Source organism: Ferrimonas gelatinilytica, from assembly GCF_039544205.1.
GTDB lineage: Bacteria > Pseudomonadota > Gammaproteobacteria > Enterobacterales > Shewanellaceae > Ferrimonas > Ferrimonas gelatinilytica.
Genome location: NZ_BAABLF010000006.1, coordinates 227,717 through 246,649, shown reverse-complemented (window position 1 = coordinate 246,649; position 18,933 = coordinate 227,717). Strand labels below are relative to the sequence as shown.

The window sequence follows — 18,933 nt, the reverse complement described above, 5'->3', positions numbered from 1 at the left end:
ACCGCCTTAGACAAGATCAATGTCCGGGTAAGGGTCGAGTCTGGGAAAAACCACCGGATCGAGAACGGGCTTTGTAAACGGCTTCTCGTACATCCTGGCCGCTAACCACACGGGTCTCAAGTTGTAAACGCTGCACACTGCGTAAGTTATCCTGAGCCGTCGAAAAGTAGATGGGCGATGCATCAATTGCTTTAGAAAACAAGCGCTCGGCCTCGTCTAACTGCCCCTCTAGCATGACAAAATAACCAATATCGTTATACGCGTCCGCTTCGGGCATCACCTTACGAAAGGCCTGAAATGCCCTTTCTGTATCGCCCTGACGCACATACACCAACCCCAGATTGGTCCATGCCCGTAAAAACTCCGGATCCCGCTGTGTGGCGCGACGGAGGTAGACTTCGGCTCGAGGGAAATCACCCGCCAGGTAATAGGAGTAGCCGATATTATTCAGTGCCTTGATATGACTGGGCTGCTGGACGAGCACCAATCGGTAGAGGGATTGAGCACCAGCGTAGTCGACACCAAGGTCTTTAAGGATCCCGAGTGCCAAATAGGCCTGAAGAGGCGACTGCGCATCAAGATCAAACCAAAGCTGAGCGCCCTCTGATGTTACTTGACCCTGAATGCTACTGTCCGACTCGTTCAGACGCAGTTGATCAAGTCGAATAGCCTTATCCAAATAGGTGCGGGCTTGAGCGGTATCACCATACTCCATATGCACTAACGCCAGGGCCGTCAGTGATCGCATGTGCTCTGGTTCAGCGGTTAATACATCTTGAAACGCCTTTATAGCATGATCATTTTTTCCAAGTTGGGCCTGGATCTGCCCGATCTGATACAAGTACTCGGTGTTATCCGGCTGCGCGTCCAATAGCTCAAGATAAGCCTTGAGGGAGGTACTGTATTGCCCCATGCGCTGAGCACTCACCGCCTTTTGTTCGAGCTGAGCTAAGTTTGGTCCAACCGATGCCGGCGGAACCGATTGGCAACCTGACAGTGCCAAAATCAGCAAGGCCGCTGACCACGTGTTTAGCATCCGATCATTGAGATCATTCATAATGCTTCCCTGTTCAAATTTTGTCCCACACTTCCATAACTTTGATGATGGCAGGCCCCACTGCAACGATAAAGAAAGAGGGCCAAATACAGGTCAACATCGGAAAGATAATTTTAACTCCAAGCTTTGCAGCCAGCTCTTCTGCCGCCTGCAAGCGTTTTTCCCGGTACTCCTCCGCATAAACTCTAAGAGTCTCTGCAATCCCGGTTCCCAACCGCAGACTTTGAGTAATCGCACCATTTAGGCCACGAATATCCGCAAGACCTGTACGTTCTGAGAATTCGTGCAAACCAGTCGCCAGATCGATACCTGCCCGGTTCTTTTGACAAACGAGAAGCAACTCCTCGGCAAGTTCCTTATGGCTGACCCTAAGTTCAACGCTTACCCTCTGCAAAGCAGCCAGCAAACCCTGACCAGACTCACAACATACCACTAAAAGATCCAATGCATCAGGGAACCCATTTCTGATTTTACGCATTCTACTGGCAGCAAATCGATCCAAAACAAAACTCGGGGCTAACAGTGCCAAACCCATCAACATCACGATGATATAGATTTGCATACCGGTGGAAAGATCAACCATCAACTGTGTTGCAAAAATGCTGACAATTGACATCACCAGAAGAAACAACAGCCTTAAGCCATTGTAGATTGCAAGCGCGTTATTTGAATGGAAACCCGCGTGAATCAGGCGTTTCCGACCTCCGGAGCTATCAAAGCTCAAGTGCTTCAAAAGGCCCTCGCGAACCTTGCTATCATGCTCCAGCGCATCCTCAAAGCCGCCACTTCCAGCCGACGCAAGCGCGCCGACCTTTAACCCTTTGAGCCGGCTTCGTGCCGGAGAATAGAGTCCAGAGAAAAGCAGGCTCATTGCCAGTGCCAGCATCACACCTGCTGCGGCGGCAATGGCGTAGAAAAGATAGGTCGAAAGTTGACGATCGTTTAAAACCTCGTTGATGACACCGAGAATATAATCCATGATCACACCTCGATCTTAATCAGGCGGGAAATCCAGTAGATGCCAATCAGCATTCCGACCCCCGCGATAGTCAGCAATGTGTTACCAGTCTCCGTATCTGTTAGTTCCTTGGCATAACTGGGGCTGGACAGGTATAGATAGCCAAAGAGTGCCAAGGGCACACAGACTAGAACCCAGGCCGACATCCGACCCTGGGCAGAAAAGGTTTTAACCTGACGTTGGAAACGGAATCGCTTTCGAATAATTTTTGATAAGTTTTCAATGTTCTCTGCCAAGTTTCCGCCAGTCTCTTTTTGTACTTGAACTGCGGTAGAAAAAGCCATAGCCGATATCGACGGAACTCGCTCGATAAAGTGCAGCAATGCGCGGCGAGTATCTTTGCCAAAATTGATCTCGGCAAACATCAACTTGAACTCGTATGCGATGGGGCCGTCCATCTCCTCATAGGTCAACTTTATCGCATCAGGAAAGGCGTATCCGGCTTGAATCCCTCGGCGAAGAATGTCCAACGCCTCTGGAAACTGCTCCTCAATCTTCTCCATCCGCTTATTAAAGTCCTTGTTCAACTTCACGTTAAAAAGAAAAATAGTCATCAAAGCTGTCGCAACCGCAAGTGACCACTCATTACGCCAAACCCACACGGCCAGCGAAAGCACTAATGCGCAAAACAGAGCAACAAACAGAAACTGATAGCCTAACAGGTTGGATCCTGACTGCTGCAATTTAAAGGAAAGATCATTAATGAACGGATTCTTTTCGAGTATTCGACCAAGTGAAGATGCTTTCTTAAGACGGTTTTCCAGCGCAATAGATACGGATGCCTTTGCCTGGCCGGACTCCTGCGCAAGACGACTTAACCTTTCCCTTACCACCCTGGTATCGCCCCTTTTTGGACGATAAACTGGAATAAAAAGAGCTTGAGACAGTAAAATCACCGCGATGAATACGCAGAGTAAAAAAGTCAACTCGATGCTCATGATCCCTCCTTCAAATAATTTCGAAGCTATGGCCAGAGCCAAACAAATCGTGAGAAATGTTGACCCCTTTGCTGACCAGTTCGTCGAAGAAACGTGGGATCACCCCGGTCGCCTGGAAGTCCCCAATAATATTCCCATCCTGGTCCCGACCACGACGACGAAAAACAAAAATATCCGAGAGGGTAATCACTTCGCCTTCCATGCCGGTTATCTCTGAAATACTGACAACGCGACGTTTCCCATCCTCCTGCCGCTCCAACTGCACAACGACATTGATAGCGGCAGCGATCTGAGTTCGAATATTCTTTACGGGCATGTCAAAGCCGGCCATACAAACCATATTTTCCAGCCGGCTAAGCGCATCCCGACAAGTGTTGGCGTGCAGAGTGGTCAGGGAGCCTTCATGCCCCGTGTTCATTGCCGTTAACATATCTAACGCTTCAGCACCCCGGACCTCGCCGATAACGATACGATCAGGGCGCATACGAAGGCTATTTTTTACCAGATCCCGCTGATTAACCTCCCCGCGACCTTCCAGGTTGGCAGGACGAGACTCCAGACGCACCACATGCGGCTGCTGCAATTGCAGCTCAGCGGAGTCCTCAATAGTGATAATCCGCTCGTAGGAGGGAATATAGCCGGACAACACATTTAGCATCGTCGTCTTCCCACTACCCGTTCCCCCCGATATCAAGACATTCAACTTGCCCTGTACGATGGCTTTGAGCAGTTGATACATCTCCTGAGTCATGGCGTTGTAGTCGATTAACTGCTCGGCCGTTAACTTGTCCACAGTAAAACGGCGAATCGACATACTGGGCCCATCAAGTGCCAGAGGAGGGATAATCGCGTTGACCCGAGAGCCATCCTGAAGTCGAGCATCCACCATCGGGCTGGACTCGTCGACGCGACGACCAACGCTGGAGACAATCTTATCGATGATATTCATCAAATGACGGTCATCGTGGAAGCGCATTGGAACAGACTCCAGCTTACCGAAGCGCTCCACAAAGATACTGCTTGAGCTGTTGATCAAAATGTCCGAAATCGTACTGTCCGCTAGGAGAGGCTCCAATGGCCCTAGCCCAAGGACTTCGTCATTGATCTGCTTAATGATCTTATCTCGGGAGACCAAACTGAGTGGTCTTGGGTTTTCACTTAGGATCTGATTGCAGAGCCGGGTAATCTGTTGACGAGCTTCTTGCTCCTCTATCACCTCAAGTTTTGAGACATCAAGCATCTTCAAGAGACGTTCGTAAAGATCCTGCTTTACCTCCTCCTCCTGAGGCGAAAGCAACTGTTGATGCAGAGTCATGTCCTGTTGCGCTTGCTGTCCCATACCGTTGACCTCGCTGTATTAGCGCCAGAGTTTGGCCCAAAACCCTGACTGCTCGCCATCTTGGTCCAGGGGAATAAGTTTTCGACAAATTGCTGCTACGTCTTTAGTGACCGGCTCTTTTGCGGCAAAACAGGACAGTCGGCGCCCTTCATCCAGGCAGGCATTCACACGCTTGAAGTCGTTTCTTACTGTAAATATGTCCCGCACTCCCGACGTTTTTTTTGCATCAGAAAGTGAAACCATACTTTTCTTTGGAGTATATCGGTTATAGACCAAGTGAATACGCGACTTACTGATGCCGAGTTGAGTAACAAGGTGATTTACCGTCGCAGTTGCACTGCGCAGTGACGCCAGGCTGTCCTGAATTACGAGTAAAATCGCACTGGCTTCCATTAAAACGGGTACCGCCCACTTTTCCGGACCTCGGGAGAGATCCACCACAACCGCCTGATAGCTGCTTCGTAGCTTGAACATCAGTTGAGGCAACTGAAGATAGTGGCTTGAATTCAACTCTTGTTGGCTGAAGGGGGATGCCGAAAGAAGGTGCAGATTGTCCAAATGACTCATCATCCCCACCAGAGCAGACTCATCGAGCTCCTCCGCTTGCCCCAATGCATGATGAAGGAAGTAATCTGGTTCAATATTTAATAAGTGAGACTGACCCGCCTGAACCTGGTCACCATCAACCAGCGCCACCTTAAGTTTCTTATCCCTACAGGCAAACTGATCGGCCAAAGCCGCGCTCAGGAAACTGGCCCCGCAGCCACCTTTACTGTTCAGTACGACGAAGGTTGGTGCCAGTGCCGTCGCTTGAGCAAGGTCTTCAGCAACATCAAACAACGCATGGATGAGCTCCTCCCGAGCGCCCTGTAACGGCAGAAAATCTCGGGCACCGGCTTTCATCGCCTCCCTCATCAATTCAGGTGAAGCGTGTTCCCCCACGACAAGCATGAATTCACACTTTCCTGAGTAGGTGTCCAGCATATTCAGAGCTAATCCATGATCCTTTGGCAATTGCAAAACCAACAGACGATGTGCCTGAAAATAGTTGGCATTGGTCTGATTCGTACTCACATGGGTTAACTTCACGTTAGGCACGGACACCAACATATCCGCTAAAATTTTGCCTTCATCCTGGGCGGTGCTGATCAAAAGTGTTGGAAGCAGAACCGGTAAACTTTTTCCGCGAGTGACACGCTCTATCTGCTCCACATTATCCACCTCTTGGGGGAGAGTGGCCAACGGGGTACAGAAACTCTTAGGTGCATTCATTCTTCGCCTCCTGTGCTAACTGCAATAGGTCACACCATTGATGGTCTGTGCCGTATTGGCGTCCGCGAAACGTGTCTGACCCAGGCTCTCCGCAGGCATTACGGTTATAAATGCAGGTGAATTGATCTGAATAAACAAGCCCGGAATGATCAACTGATGTTGGTAATTTGAGATGGTCGCACGAACTTGACGGATCCTCGGGAGAGAATCAGCACTTCCACCCGTTTCTGTCAGGTAATCGATGGTCAAGTTATCGCTACTTAAGCCACCAACCAGTTGCCGTCCATTGAACAGCGCGAGATTGATCAACTCGGACGATGCCTGGGGCGGAACACCAATTGGCGCGCAGACGGCTGCGAGACGTGCTGCTCTTCGCGATGCCTCTGTTAATGCGTTGTAGCTGTACATCAAACGGGCGACTTCTAGACAAGCAAAGAGCATAACGAACACTACGGTCGCCACAATGGCAAACTCCACCACATACACGCCGTTCTGATATCGCTTCATAGCGGCCTCATGCTAACAGTCGCGGTAATATCCCAGCTCAAATCGACGGCATCACCAAAAAAGCCCGGAATGCTTTCACCAAACATCGGTGTCCAATCATAAGTAACGGATAAAATGGCCAAGCTCTGACTAACATCCAGAGTCACATTATCTGTCGACAACCCCGTTAATAAGGGCGTGCCACCACTGAGTTGACCTGTTACAGCCATATTTCGCACCTGGCTTTCCACTAAAGTGGAAACCCCCACGATCCCCGTGGAGTTGGTAGAGGTGTAACTCACCAAGTGACGTGCAGCGTTTCGGGCTAGACCATTAAGTTGGTTGTACTGGTAGAGCAGCCGGCCGAACTCCCCAACCGCGTAAAACATGAGAAAAAGGATGGGCAGCACAATCGTCGCCTCGATAGCCGCGACGCCTCGCTGCTTTCTTAGGTTACTTCGATTGATATGCTGCATATGGAATCTCATGGTTACGAGTCCTCACTGACCGGATCGTGGAAGAGAACAATTCGGTAGGGACCATTGGTGCTGTTAGGCGTCTCTGACACCCCTCCGGCGTCATTCGTGCAGTCTCCGAGAAACTCTCCGATAACGAAAGCATCGTTACCTTTCTGAAGCACCTCCTGCATCAGGTAAAAACAGGCGAAACCAACAAAGGGCAAGCTGTTTTGGCCATTGTTGTTACCGGTACCGCAATCTGCCACCACGATTGAAAACTCTCTTCGTTTCTCCATACCAGGCGATGTCGAAACAGAATTCTCTACAAAAGAGACACTCCCATCCGTAACTTGGTCACACCGATGTCCCTCAACGCTGTTATAGAATCCATGGTGGTAATAATCCCCCATATAAGCGTAATAATCGGTTACACCATCGGGAATGGCGATAGGGTTGCCCTCTTCGTCTGTGATATTGCCTTCACCGTCCACATCCAGCGGCGCACCAACGCAAGTGTCCCAGTCCTGAGGGTGATCAGTCGGGTTTACGGGCCCATTCCATACACCCATCCGAGTATTTAGACCCTGAGCCACGGGACCAACCGTGTTTCCCGGTTCGGTTTCAACCTGTTCGGTGGCATTAAGTCCGTCATAACCAAAACAGTACTCATCATTGGCAGATTCACCGGCCATCGCATCACGAATATCCGCCGCACCGGTGTTATCCCCAAGCCGAATAAGCTGGAAATTACCCGGACCAATGGGTGAGTTCTGATCAGACGAAATTTTCATCGCCATCATTTTATTGAGCGGATACCCAAAGTTCTCCTCACTCAAGCTGTCTGCGCACACCATCATGGGAAGCAGGTCAGTGCTGCACTGGGGGGTCGAAGTACTTGGGCCAGCCACCGCCGACGCACTGACTCGCTTATCAAACCCCATTACTTGTGCGAAAAAATTACTCAAGGAGACATCACGGACCGTCACACGTACATATTGTGCAGTGTCATCGAGTACAGGGATAAAAGGATCCGGTCGATGGGAGAACTCCATGGTGATCTGCGGACTGACGGCTTCCGCTGCGTAGTTCAGAGAAGACGTGTTAATTTCCGCGTTGAGTTCAGAAAAGTCCTGTGCAGCTAACGCGCTGGCAAAGGTTGCAAGCCCCTCTTCGCGCGCCAATGCATGGTCATATCCCCTTTCGAGGGTGACGGCACCCGATAGCGCAGCCGCATCAACCGCATTTTGCAGACGAGCTTTGTTCAACAGCAAATGACCACCATCCAGTGCCAGAGCCCCCATAGCGAGAATGGCAAACATGGCAACGGTGATCATAATCACGATCGCTCCACGCTGTCGCGGATATAACGCCATCTTATTTCTGGACTTAGACATAGTCATTTGCCTCTGACTAGTTACCACCGCTTCCCTGCCCCATGGAAAACCCATCCAGGCTCCCACGTGCTGACTTGGGTTCGTAAGCGGATTTACGATAATTCTCCATGACTGCCGAGCCATACTCGCCATCTAGGTCATTCAGTCTTCCTTCATCACGACGGGACGCGTCTGGGTCCAGGATTTCCATTTTTTTGAGTTCCGAAGTGCTTCCCCCTAGCGCAAACTGCTTCATCACGTTGTTGGTGTGGCATCCAGAGAGAAATACCAGAGCGAAGCCAAGTACAAGTCGCATTTTCATCACGTTGTCCTCTACAAAGAGTGGCCGTACTTATTCTGCGTTCCACCACCGTCAGTCGGTGTTAAAGTAGTTTCCGCAGAGGGACTGGACATATTTGGATTGGTATCGGGTTGAACGTCGCTATCACGCTTGGATAGCCTGCCCATCAAATAGAACCCCACACCTGTCGGGTCGACAAAGCCGTCGGTAGGAAGAACCAACTTTTCACGGTCAATGGGGCGTACCAACCGGGGCGTAACCAAAATGACCAGCTCCGTTTCTCCATTGCGATACTCTTGGCTGGAAAAGAGCTGCCCTAAAACCGGGATCTCCCCCAAGCCGGGCAGTTCATCCATGCTTTCCCTGACCGTACTGCTGAGCAACCCCGCAATGGCGATTGTCTGCCCATCACCCAGTTCAATGGTGGAGTTCGCACTGCGCTTGGTAATCGAAGGGGTAACCAGAGCTGAGGTCGAACCCTCGGGAATGATGCCAACGGCGTTGGCGTTACTCAGCTCGCTGACCAAAACGTTGAGGTTCAGGTTGATCCTGCCTGAATCGAGCACTGTCGGGACAAATTTGACGCCAACGCCGAACTCTTTGTACTCGATGGTGACGCCATCATCGTCAGGCACAGGCACCGGGAATTCGCCGCCGGAGAGAAACTCCGCCATCTGGCCACTCATGGTGGTTAAGTTAGGTTCTGCCAACACCCTTGCTAAACCTTGTTGTTTCGCCATGTCGATGGCGAAATCAAACAGCACATCACCACTTACGTAGCTCCCGAAGAACCCTTTATTGCTGAGCAGACCGTCTCCTCCCAGCAAACCACCGATAAAGTCTGACCCCTCAAAGACCAGGGCAAAATCGGAGTCCAAGGTTCGCGCCAATTCCCGCTGAACTTCGGTGACCGTCACTTCCAGCATTACCTGGTGCCCCCCACCCACAGTCATTAGGTTCAATACTGTGCTGGTATTGTCAGAGTTATCAGCGGCGACGGCGTAGCCCCGCGCCAGATCCAACGCCATATTCATCCGGCTGAGGTTGGAAACCTGCCCGCCTATCACCAGCTGTCCCTGAGAGCTGTGAACCTCGATCGGCTCGTCAGGCAAAAAGCGATGCAGTTTCTCTTTCAAGCCATTGAGATCATGGGTTATTTCAATATCGACAATATCGACCAAGCGATCCTTGTCATCCCAAATCATGATGTTGGTGCTACCCAGCTGCCGGCCCAGGATGTAAAGCTCTTTGGGGTTGATCAACAAAATATCTGCGATCGCCGGGTTACCAACAGAAACGCGCTCTGCGGCATTGGCTAACGACATGGTTTTCGATTTGTGAATGGGTACCGGGAAGCTGTAAGGCACCACCCCGGCCGCTCCGCCTGCCTGTAAACCGCCAGAGAATCCAAAGAAGGCGATGAGCAGCAGGGTCAACAAGCCAGTTTGGATCTGCTTCGACGCATTATCCATGTATTGCATGAGCCAATGTTTCATCATCATCCATCCTTCTTAGCCATGGTTGTGGTCGTCGGCGCAGCAATCTGCTCCTGCCCCACGGTAATAGTTTGCTGCTGTATCCCCTTAATCACCTCGAAGCGTTTGCGATGGTAACTCTTGACCGGCCGAGCGGGGGCGCTCACTTCTGTGGCATCGGGCTCTAGATCGGCGACGACGGATTGTTCTTCAGCAGCCTCGGAAGCGACCTCAACCTCCAGGTTGTCGTTCGGGTTGCGCAGCGCCAACTGAATGTTTCCGCGACTGCGCGCACTCATGAGTATTTCCGCCTGCTCAAGCGTCACTTCCAGTGTCACGGCACGCACCAGTACCGGTTGGTTACTGTCCTGGTTTGCTTTTTGGTCCACCGCCAGCACCTTAAGATTACTTAGAACCACTTCCGTATTGGCTGCAAAGTTGTTGCTGGTATTACGACGGTTAGCGAGTGTGACTAAGACATCCACACGGTTCCCAGGAAGCAGAAAACCGGCGACACCTACGACATCATCCACCCTGATAGAAACGGCCCGCATATTGGGTGCAATCAAGCTGGCCAATACACTGCCTTCACCCTTGGTCGCCAATTTCTGTCGGCTGACAAAATCGCCTTCGATCAAAGGAAACTTGGCCACCATGCCTGCTGCTTGCTGAAGATCGGTTAGCGCACTATCCGGCACCAACTCCTTAGGTAACGACCTTAAAACGAGGTGTTTTTCTTGAAGGATGGTGCCAGAGGGCACGCTGATTGCCATGGAAACGACGGGTAATCTTTCATCATCACCGGCCACAGGCTGACCCTGTTTAAGCCAGTTTTGGGCCAACAAGACAGCACCGATACCGAAACCGATGGAGATTAAAATGAAAACCAATGAGCGCATAACTCAACTCCTTCCACTGAGCCGGTACTGCTGGCCTCCTGGTTAAAAATAACGGGCGAAGAATTCACCCCTTAACGAAATAAAGATCCCAAGCTTGCTTCAATAACTGCCGTGTAATTACTGGCGGCAATCCATTAAATTTCACCTGATCATGGACGATAGAAAGCAGATCTCGAGGATGGCAAGGCAGTAATGGCTTTCCGGTCTCGGGATATAACTGGGCCAACATCCAGTCACGCAATCCCGGCTCCTCGTTCAATTCAAAGGCATCGCAGTTTTGCTGCCATATTTTCAGATAACTTTCTGGCTCCAATGGACCAAAGTTGACCTTGTAACCCAGGCGACGCAGGAATGCCTCGTCAACTAACTCGTTAGGTGCCAAATTGGTTGAAAACAACAGTAACTGTTCGAACGGCACTTCAAAATGTTCCCCGCTGGGAAGAGAAAGAAAGTCTCGGCCCTCCTCCAAAGGAAGAATCCAGCGATTGAATATGGCCTTGGGCGAGATGGTTTGGCGCCCGAGATCATCGATTAGTAAAATCCCGTTGTTCGCCGTGAGTCCTATCGGCGACCGATAGGTGCGACTTTTAGTGTCGAAGCTGACGTCAAGCATGGAGAGCGTCAATTCGCCACCAATCATCAATAGAGGGCGACGGCATCGGTACCAGCGTGCATCCGTGCTTTGCGCCAAAAGAGCATCGGACACCTCTTGAGTCAATGCGTTTTCAACAGTTTGATGATAATGAGGGTCGTAAACCTGGATAATGTGATGACCCACCGCGATGGCGTGAGGAATCAGTACCTCATCCTGGAAAATACGGTTCAATTGCCGACACAGGAATGACTTGCCGGTTCCGGCTAGACCGTAGATCAAGAGTGGACGTTTCGAGTTAAGCGCCGGCCCCAACTGCTCCAATAACCCTTCGGGTACCACGACACCTTCCATTGCAGCAGCAAAATTGCTCTTCGTGACCTGGTGGTTACGACTGGATTGCTGACAGCAAACCTCTCGGTATTGGTGCAAGGGAACGGGAGCCGGCCCCAGGTAACCGCTTTGGGACAACAATGTCTGGGCCTGACGCCTCCCCTCACCGCTGAGGCTAAATCTCTGTTGCCCGGCACTGCTCGCCTGGCGATTCTCAACCAGCCCTGTTTCTTTACCTTCGCTCAGCAGAGCCTGAATGATGGAGCCCCGAAGACCAATGCGCTGACTGAGTTGATGAAGCGTCAACGCATCGCCATCATAGAGATGCTTAAGCAACAGGTTGAGTAATAAGCCGGACTCAAGCCCAGTGTCCTCAATCGTCACCGGGCTGTTTGCCAAATGTGACGCCGCTTCCTGAGGCTCTGCCGGCAAGACTTTTTTGAAGGGAGATTGGAGTAGCATCGATGTCACTCCTTATAAGCCAGGCAATGGCAGCCAGAGGGTTAATAGCCAGCCTGCAGCTAGTGCTGGCGCGTAGGGGACGCGTAGGGCCGCCACCTCACCTGGCTCAGGTTTAAAATAGGTTCGGGTGATGGCGCACTGGTAATAACGCTTAAAGGTCATGGCCAAACCCTGCCAGCCCACTTGAGTGACTGCCAGCAAAGGAGCAATTAGAGCTCCGCAAGCAATACCGATAAGTAGAACCCAAAGTGTCAACGTTGGCCCCATTAGAGCGCCCATACCGAGCATGAATTTCACATCCCCCGCCGCGATGTACTTTTTGGCATAAAGTGGCACCGTCAAAAGAGCTACGAGAGACCCTCCGGTAGCAAACCCCATTCCGGACCAGCCGGAAATAACAACATTGAGCACGACTCCGCTCACCAGCAACGCACAACAGAACCAGTTGGGAATCTTGTTTGTGGTGAGATCGAAGATGACAGCAAGAGCGAATCCAAGCGGAATTAGCCATTGCAACAACATCTCAGATAGAGTAAGAGGTTCCATCCAATTGTGACCTTAGCCGTAGATACTTAATTGGTGACAAAGTACGCTACTTGTCGATTTGAAATTGATGGCCCCGAGGGGCCATCATATAAACGACAAATACCAGTCTTACAGAGTCGGATCCGGAATTGGAGTGGCTGTTGCATTACCGAGCTCAGTAATCCGGGCTGTGGCGTTTGTGCCCAATGTTACAAACGCACCCACCATACCGCCTACCACCAGCCCACCCGCAATAGCGTATTCCACCGCGGTCAGGCCCGACTCATCTTGCCAAAATTCGATCATTGCTTGCTTAAACATACTCCACCTCCACCGTGGCTGAGATAAGTGACAATTCACCTGTGTAACCGTCTGGGCATCCGTGCTTAGTTGACTGGAGCTGTTCCTTTCTCTCCACACATCGTTAACGTTAGACCAAGCTCGCGCAGTCTGCACAAGCCTCCGATTTATCTTTTGTGTCAAATTGTCGACTTACGCCAACAAGCCCGTTGACCGCAACAGCACTGGGGCTGTGATTAAACTCTCTAACTTACTGATAGTTAAGTGCCATTTGATTGACACCAACTTTATCGACGATTGTGTGGGCCATCTTCCCGTGTTGCCGAAGCGATCTGACACCACCCTGACGCGCTCCACCATCTTGGGATTTCTTCAATCAAAAAGTGCTTTGCTAACTGCAAACTGGCGTCGCGTCACCCGTGCCTAGGTGTCAGTGCAAGCCATTCAATATCTGGCAAAATACAGCGCAACCTTTCGGACCGAAAGCAGCGGAAAGTGTTGCTAAGAGCTTTCTCTGAATTCAGTTACGCGCCCCTGTTGGTAGATAGAGAGCATTGGAGTGAATCGGAGCGGCAACTTAGGGTTATCCACCGTCACAGCAGTGTCTTGGTGATCGCCGCAAGCTCCGGCTGGACCAGTCCATAGATGTCAGGACGAAGCTGCAGGGTGTTATCCGCCCCGACCCAGGCAGGCATATAGACAAGGAAGACATCGACATCCGCATTCAGGCGTTGGGTCTGCGTCTGCGTTGCGTTCAATGCCCGCAGCAACCGCTGGGCATCCCTGGAACTCTCCTGCTCTTTGAGCACCGCAAAGAGTGCGTCGATATTGTTGATCCGCACACAGCCGTGGCTGAGATCCCTTTTAGTGCGCCCAAAGAGATCCGGTCGGTTGGTATCATGCAGGTAGATGGCCTGACTGTTTTTCAGGTTGAGCCTCATACGCCCAAGGGGGTTGCCTCTCCCCGCCACCTGCTTTAGTCGATACTGGCGCAAATAGTCCCCGATATTGTGCTCTGTCACCCCATCCCAACTCAGTTGACTGCCCTGCGCCGTTTCCCAGACAAAGCCCTGCGCCGCCAGGGAACCCTGGTCTGCCCGCCACTGCGGCAGCAACTCATCACGAAGGATGCTCTGAGGCGGTGTCCAGTCGGGATTGAAGGTGATGCTGGAGAAACGGCTGTTCATTCGTGGCGTTGGCGAGCCGGGTGCCCCCACAACAACAGACGTAACCAAGGCGACCCGCTCCTGATCCAGGGCGACCAGCTGGTAGTGGGGGATGTTCACCAGGATCGCCAGGCCATCCATCGCCGGCGGTAGCTGGAACCACTGCAGCAACGAAAATCGGATGGTATCGATGCGACGCTTAGGGTCTACCCTCAGATGCCGCTGGGTCTCAGGGGTCAGGGTGCCCGTCACTGTTAAGCCCGATTGTCGCTGGTAATCCCGAAGCAGGTGGATAAAGGGCGGGTCCCAAACATCCCGATCGACAAGCACCGCTGGCAACGTCTGGCCCAGGCGCTGGGCCAGTACCTGTCGCAGTGCCGACAGTTCTGGATGGCTTTGCCCCAGGCCTAACCCCTCCATTGGGGTGAGTTCAGGGACGGGCAGTTGAGTCCGGGCCAGTTCCTGCGCCAGGACTGTGCGAAGCCGCTTAAATCCCTGGTATTGTGGTGTTATCAACGCCAAGAACGCCGCTAACGCGCCCTGTTCCACTGCCGAAGCCAGACGCTTGCCGGGGTTTGATAGCGGTTTACCTTGAAGTTGAGCCTGGTAATGCATCAGGACCAGCGTTGCCTGGGTCAATGCTTCGCTGCGCGCTTCACGGGATACTTGGGCTGCATTCTCTGGGGAAAGGCCGAGATCTCGGAGTAACTCGCTCCACTGCCGGGTCGCCTGCGCATTTTGCGGCGAGAACCAGTCCAAAGTTGATGAAGGCTCAGTCTCGCCCCCCCACGCTAACGGGATAAAGCAAACTTGCGCCATCACCAAAAGCGCTGCGAGCATCCAAAGCGAACCCAAGCTATGTCGATATCGATTTTCCGCCGGTACAAAAGTAACCCCAAGGTGCATGTCGACTCCGCAATTCAATCACTCCCCGTGGAGTATAGGCGCAGTAGATCAATGAGATGGAACCTATCCAACCGACATGCAAAAAAGGGGCTTCGCCGGTTTGGCAAAGCCCCTTTTGGAATCACTCTTTCAGCTCAAAGGAATTCCGTCTACTTCATCGACAGCAGCATCTGCTCCGGTGACTCCAGGTAACGTTTCCACAGGTTGCAGAACCGGGCGATGGTGCCACCGTCGATAACACGGTGATCCCCACTCCAGCTGACCTGCATGATCACCCGCTTCTCCACCTCGCCCTTGTCATTGAAACGCGGCAGCTCCTGCAACTTGCCCAGGGCCACGATGGCCACTTCCGGCTTGTTGATGATAGGAGTAGCCACGGTGCCACCCAGGGCACCAATGTTGGAGATGGAGATGGTGCCGCCGGCGAGATCGTTCGGAGAGACGCGACCAGAGCGGGCCGCCTCGGTCAGGCGGGTCACCTCCGCCGCCACGTCCAGCAGGGAGCAGTCCTGGACTCGCTTGATGTTAGGTACCAGCAAGCCCAGCTTGCCATCAACCGCCATGCCGATGTTATGGTCATTCAGGTAGGTCAGCTCGGTACAGTCATCATTCACCCGGCTGTTCACGACCGGAAACTCCGCCAGTGCGAGAGACAGTGCCTTGATAAAGAACGGCATCAGGGTGATCTTCACCTCGCTGTCCGCCAACTGCGCCTTGAACCGTTGCCGCAGGGCGACCAATTCCGTCAGGTCCAGCTCCTCGCAGTAGGTAAAGTGGGGAATGCTCTGTACCGAGGCGGTCATCTGGCGCGCCATGGCCGCACGGACGCCGCGGATCGGCTCCACCCGGTCTTTGACGCTTGATACAACCGTCTCCGGTGAAGGCGCGCTCGGCGCCTGCTCTTTGGCGGCCAGGTAGCGATGCACATCCTCCTTGAAGACGCGACCGTTCTTACCGCTGCCAGGAACCAGGCCAAGATCCAGCTCGTGCTCCCGCGCCAGACGGCGCACGGCCGGGCTGGCCAGGGCCTTGCCGCTGGAAACCGGCGTTGTCGACTCGGTCTCGCGATTGGCGGGCGTCGCGGCCTCCGCACGTTGAGCGGAGGCGGACTGGGGCGCGTCAACTTCGGAGGGAGAAACTACCACCTCCATCGCAAACAGGGGCTCGTGCACCTTTGCGACCTGACCCTTGCGGTAGTGCAGCTTGGTGATCACCCCCGCTTCCTTAGCCGGGATCTGCACCGACGCCTTATCGGTCATCACGTCACAAACCGGCTGGTCCTCTTCGACATGATCTCCTTCGGCAACCAACCAGTCGATCAGCTCGCACTCGACAATCCCCTCGCCAATATCCGGCAGGATAAACTCGCGGATCGCTGTTTGCTTGGATTCAGTGCCGCGCTCAGGTGCCGGCGGCGCACTCACGGTGGAAGCCGAGGCAACCGCCTCGGAAGCAGCGGGCTCCGCCCCCTCCACCTCAACCTGGAACAGCGGCTCATGCACCTTGGCAATCTCACCGGTGCGGTAATGCAACTTGGTCACCACCCCGTCGTAGGGCGCCGGGATCTCCACCATCGCCTTGTCGGTCATCACCTCGACCACGGGCTGGTCCTCGCTGATCCGGTCTCCCTCCTGGACCAGCCAGTTGATCAGCTCACACTCCACTACCCCTTCGCCAATGTCCGGCAGGATAAACTCCTTAATCATGGTCTCTCCTTAGAAATGGACGCTGGCCTTGATGGCCTCGTAGATCTTAAGCTCATTCGCCATATGCTCCTGCTCCAGCGCCAGCGGATAGGGCGTATCCAGGCCACAGACCCGGGCAATGGGCGACTCCAGGTAGAGGAAGCAGCGATCGGCAATGGTCGCGGCGATCTCGCCGGCAAAGCCGCCGGTCAGCGGCGCTTCATGGCTGATCAGCAAGCGGCCGGTTTTTTCAACCGAGGCGGCAACCGTATCCACATCCCAGGGCAGAAGTGTTCTCAGGTCGATGATCTCACTGCTGATCCCATCCGCTTCGGCGCGCTTCGCCGCCTTCTCTATCAACTCCAGCTGTGCACCCCAACCCAACAGGGTGATGTCGCTGCCGGTCTGCATCACCTCGGCCTGCGACAGCGGCAGTTCGTAATCCTCCTCCGGCACCTCCCCTACGGAAGCACGATAGAGGCGCTTGGGCTCGAAGAACACCACAGGGTTATCATCACGGATGGAGGCCAGCAGCAGGCCCTTGGCCTGGTAGGGGTTCCGAGGTACCACCACTTTCAGGCCGGGTGTCTGGGTAAAGTAGGCTTCCGGCGACTGGGAGTGATAGTGGCCGCCGGCGATGCCTCCGCCGTACGGCGTCCGGATCGTCAAGCCACCTACATCGAACTCGTTGCCACTGCGATAGCGGAACTTGGCCGCCTCGTTGACGATCTGGTCGAAGGCGGGAAAGATGTAATCGGCGAACTGGATCTCCGCCACCGGGCGCATCCCCTGAGCGGCCAGGCCATTGGCGAAACCGATGATCCCCTGCTCCGTCAGCGGCGTGTTAAAGCAGCGCGCCTTGCCATATTTGTCCTGCAGCTTCGCCGTGGCACGAAAGACACCGCCAAAGTGCCCCACGTCCTCGCCGAACACCAACACCCGGGCATCATTGCCCATGGCCAGATCCAGCGCGTTGTTGATCGCCTGCAATAGATTCATCTGCGCCATCATCCACGCTCCTTGTTCGCTGTGGCCGGGTAGTGATCGGGGTATTTTTGAACCTGCTCGCGTACCTGTTTTAACTGTGCTTCCAGGTGCGCCGGCACGGTGTCATAGACATCGGTCACCAGGGTATCCAGGCCCGGCAACGGCAGCTTCTCCGCCACCTTCACCGCCGCCAGTACTTCAGCTCGGTAGGTTTCGAAGAGGGTCTCGTCCTCCTCTTCGCTCCACCAGCCCTGCTTAATCGCCCAAAGCTTGAAGCGCCGCACGGGATCAAACTCCCGCCACTTGGCCTCCTCATCCTTACTGCGGTAGCCGCTGGGATCATCGGAGCTGGAGTGTGCCCCCAGTCGATAGCTCATCGCTTCGATCAGAACCGGGCAGTTCTCCTCCAGCGCCACCTTACGGGCCAACTGGGTGGCCGCCAGTACCGCCAGCATGTCATTACCGTCCACCCGGATGGCCTTCATGCCGTAGCCTACCGCCCGGGGCGCAATACCATCACCGGCAAACTGCTCGTTGGCGGGGGTGGAGATCGCGTAGCCGTTGTTACGGCAGAAGAAGATCACCGGGGCCTGGTGCACGGCGGCCATATTCAGGCCGGCGTGGAAATCCCCTTCCGAGGCAGCCCCCTCACCGAAGAAGCAGAGGGTACAGGCATCCTCCTCCTGCAGCTTCTGCCCGTAGGCGTAGCCGGCCGCTTGGGGGATCTGGGTCCCCAGGGGCGAGGAGATGGTCATATAGTTCAGCGCCCTGCTGCCGTAGTGGATCGGCATCTGCCGCCCTTTCCCCAGATCTTTCTCATTGGAAAACATCTGGTTCATAAACTGCTCGGTCGTGAAACCCCGGTAACGCAACGCCGCCTGCTCCCGATACTGTGCCATGATCATGTCTTGAGGCTTCAGCGCCGCAGCAGCCCCCAACACGGCGGCCTCCTCACCGGTACAGGTCATATAAAAGCTGATCCGCCCCTGACGTTGTGCTGCCAGCATGCGATCATCCAGGACCCGGGTAAATATCGCTGAGTCCAGGATCCTCTGAGTCAGGGCCTTGTCGATCTGGGGCAAAGTGGCCCCCTCGAGCAACTCCCCCTCGGCATTGAGCAGTTTTACCGTCGGGATCGCCAAAGCGTGGCCGTCCACCAGTTGGGCTTGGTGACTTTCATTAGCCACCGCCGAATTGTCCGTCATCGTTGCACTTCCCATTTCACAGGCAGGAGTCTGCCTGTCCTTGTGTTGTCATTATTGGAACGCTGCAGCCAAGTTACCTTTACGTCAACGGCATAACAACACCGTCCGCGAGGAAAGCAGCGCGCTCCCACTTTAGTCTGTATCGAGGGATTTACA

The 18,933-nt window shown here is 53.6% G+C and carries 18 protein-coding genes; all 18 read right to left on the bottom strand.

Annotated features, from left to right (window positions below; genetic code table 11):
- Nucleotides 1-16: 16 nt before the first annotated feature.
- Nucleotides 17-1,057 carry a tetratricopeptide repeat protein gene (locus ABD997_RS06065; protein ID WP_345316117.1) on the bottom strand — a complete coding sequence of 347 codons (1,041 nt, stop codon included), beginning with the start codon at nt 1,055-1,057 and terminating at the stop codon, nt 17-19.
- A gap of 13 nt (nt 1,058-1,070) precedes the next feature.
- On the bottom strand, nt 1,071-2,036 hold the full coding sequence (locus ABD997_RS06060; RefSeq protein ID WP_345316116.1) for a type II secretion system F family protein: 966 nt from the start codon (nt 2,034-2,036) through the stop codon (nt 1,071-1,073).
- A 2-nt stretch (nt 2,037-2,038) separates the two neighbouring features.
- The gene (locus ABD997_RS06055; RefSeq protein ID WP_345316115.1) at nt 2,039-3,013 is read right to left on the bottom strand and encodes a type II secretion system F family protein; all 975 of its coding nucleotides are present in this window, start codon (nt 3,011-3,013) and stop codon (nt 2,039-2,041) included.
- 10 nt (nt 3,014-3,023) lie between these two features.
- A complete protein-coding gene (locus tag ABD997_RS06050; RefSeq protein ID WP_345316114.1) occupies nt 3,024-4,352 on the bottom strand; it encodes a TadA family conjugal transfer-associated ATPase in 1,329 nt (442 codons plus the stop codon).
- A gap of 18 nt (nt 4,353-4,370) precedes the next feature.
- Nucleotides 4,371-5,624 carry a CpaE/TadZ family protein gene (locus ABD997_RS06045; protein WP_345316113.1) on the bottom strand — a complete coding sequence of 418 codons (1,254 nt, stop codon included), beginning with the start codon at nt 5,622-5,624 and terminating at the stop codon, nt 4,371-4,373.
- A 15-nt stretch (nt 5,625-5,639) separates the two neighbouring features.
- The gene (locus ABD997_RS06040) at nt 5,640-6,131 is read right to left on the bottom strand and encodes a TadE family protein (protein WP_345316112.1); all 492 of its coding nucleotides are present in this window, start codon (nt 6,129-6,131) and stop codon (nt 5,640-5,642) included.
- Nucleotides 6,128-6,586 carry a TadE/TadG family type IV pilus assembly protein gene (locus tag ABD997_RS06035; RefSeq protein ID WP_345316111.1) on the bottom strand — a complete coding sequence of 153 codons (459 nt, stop codon included), beginning with the start codon at nt 6,584-6,586 and terminating at the stop codon, nt 6,128-6,130. Before ABD997_RS06035 ends, ABD997_RS06040 begins: the two co-directional genes overlap by 4 nt.
- Nucleotides 6,587-6,600: 14 nt before the next feature.
- On the bottom strand, nt 6,601-7,908 hold the full coding sequence (locus ABD997_RS06030) for a pilus assembly protein TadG-related protein (protein WP_345316110.1): 1,308 nt from the start codon (nt 7,906-7,908) through the stop codon (nt 6,601-6,603).
- A 70-nt stretch (nt 7,909-7,978) separates the two neighbouring features.
- Entirely contained in the window at nt 7,979-8,263 is a 285-nt protein-coding gene (locus ABD997_RS06025; protein ID WP_345316109.1) for a hypothetical protein, read from the bottom strand.
- 11 nt (nt 8,264-8,274) lie between these two features.
- Nucleotides 8,275-9,744: a type II and III secretion system protein family protein gene (locus tag ABD997_RS06020; RefSeq protein WP_345316108.1), complete on the bottom strand. Its 1,470-nt coding sequence runs from the start codon at nt 9,742-9,744 to the stop codon at nt 8,275-8,277.
- Nucleotides 9,741-10,616, bottom strand: a complete 876-nt coding sequence (gene cpaB, locus ABD997_RS06015) for a Flp pilus assembly protein CpaB (protein ID WP_345316107.1) — start codon at nt 10,614-10,616, stop codon at nt 9,741-9,743. The genes ABD997_RS06020 and cpaB overlap by 4 nt, the downstream gene beginning before the upstream one ends.
- A 64-nt stretch (nt 10,617-10,680) precedes the next feature.
- Entirely contained in the window at nt 10,681-12,003 is a 1,323-nt protein-coding gene (locus ABD997_RS06010) for an AAA family ATPase (RefSeq protein WP_345316106.1), read from the bottom strand.
- Between the two features lie 12 nt (nt 12,004-12,015).
- On the bottom strand, nt 12,016-12,549 hold the full coding sequence (locus ABD997_RS06005) for an A24 family peptidase (RefSeq protein WP_345316105.1): 534 nt from the start codon (nt 12,547-12,549) through the stop codon (nt 12,016-12,018).
- Between the two features lie 108 nt (nt 12,550-12,657).
- Nucleotides 12,658-12,849 carry a Flp family type IVb pilin gene (locus tag ABD997_RS06000; RefSeq protein ID WP_345316104.1) on the bottom strand — a complete coding sequence of 64 codons (192 nt, stop codon included), beginning with the start codon at nt 12,847-12,849 and terminating at the stop codon, nt 12,658-12,660.
- Nucleotides 12,850-13,421: 572 nt separating this feature from the next.
- Nucleotides 13,422-14,834: a L,D-transpeptidase family protein gene (locus ABD997_RS05995; RefSeq protein ID WP_345316103.1), complete on the bottom strand. Its 1,413-nt coding sequence runs from the start codon at nt 14,832-14,834 to the stop codon at nt 13,422-13,424.
- Between the two features lie 215 nt (nt 14,835-15,049).
- Nucleotides 15,050-16,606 carry a dihydrolipoyllysine-residue acetyltransferase gene (locus ABD997_RS05990; RefSeq protein WP_345316102.1) on the bottom strand — a complete coding sequence of 519 codons (1,557 nt, stop codon included), beginning with the start codon at nt 16,604-16,606 and terminating at the stop codon, nt 15,050-15,052.
- A gap of 9 nt (nt 16,607-16,615) precedes the next feature.
- Nucleotides 16,616-17,593, bottom strand: a complete 978-nt coding sequence (locus tag ABD997_RS05985; RefSeq protein ID WP_345316243.1) for an alpha-ketoacid dehydrogenase subunit beta — start codon at nt 17,591-17,593, stop codon at nt 16,616-16,618.
- Nucleotides 17,593-18,777 carry a thiamine pyrophosphate-dependent dehydrogenase E1 component subunit alpha gene (locus ABD997_RS05980; RefSeq protein ID WP_345316101.1) on the bottom strand — a complete coding sequence of 395 codons (1,185 nt, stop codon included), beginning with the start codon at nt 18,775-18,777 and terminating at the stop codon, nt 17,593-17,595. Before ABD997_RS05980 ends, ABD997_RS05985 begins: the two co-directional genes overlap by 1 nt.
- Nucleotides 18,778-18,933: the final 156 nt, after the last annotated feature.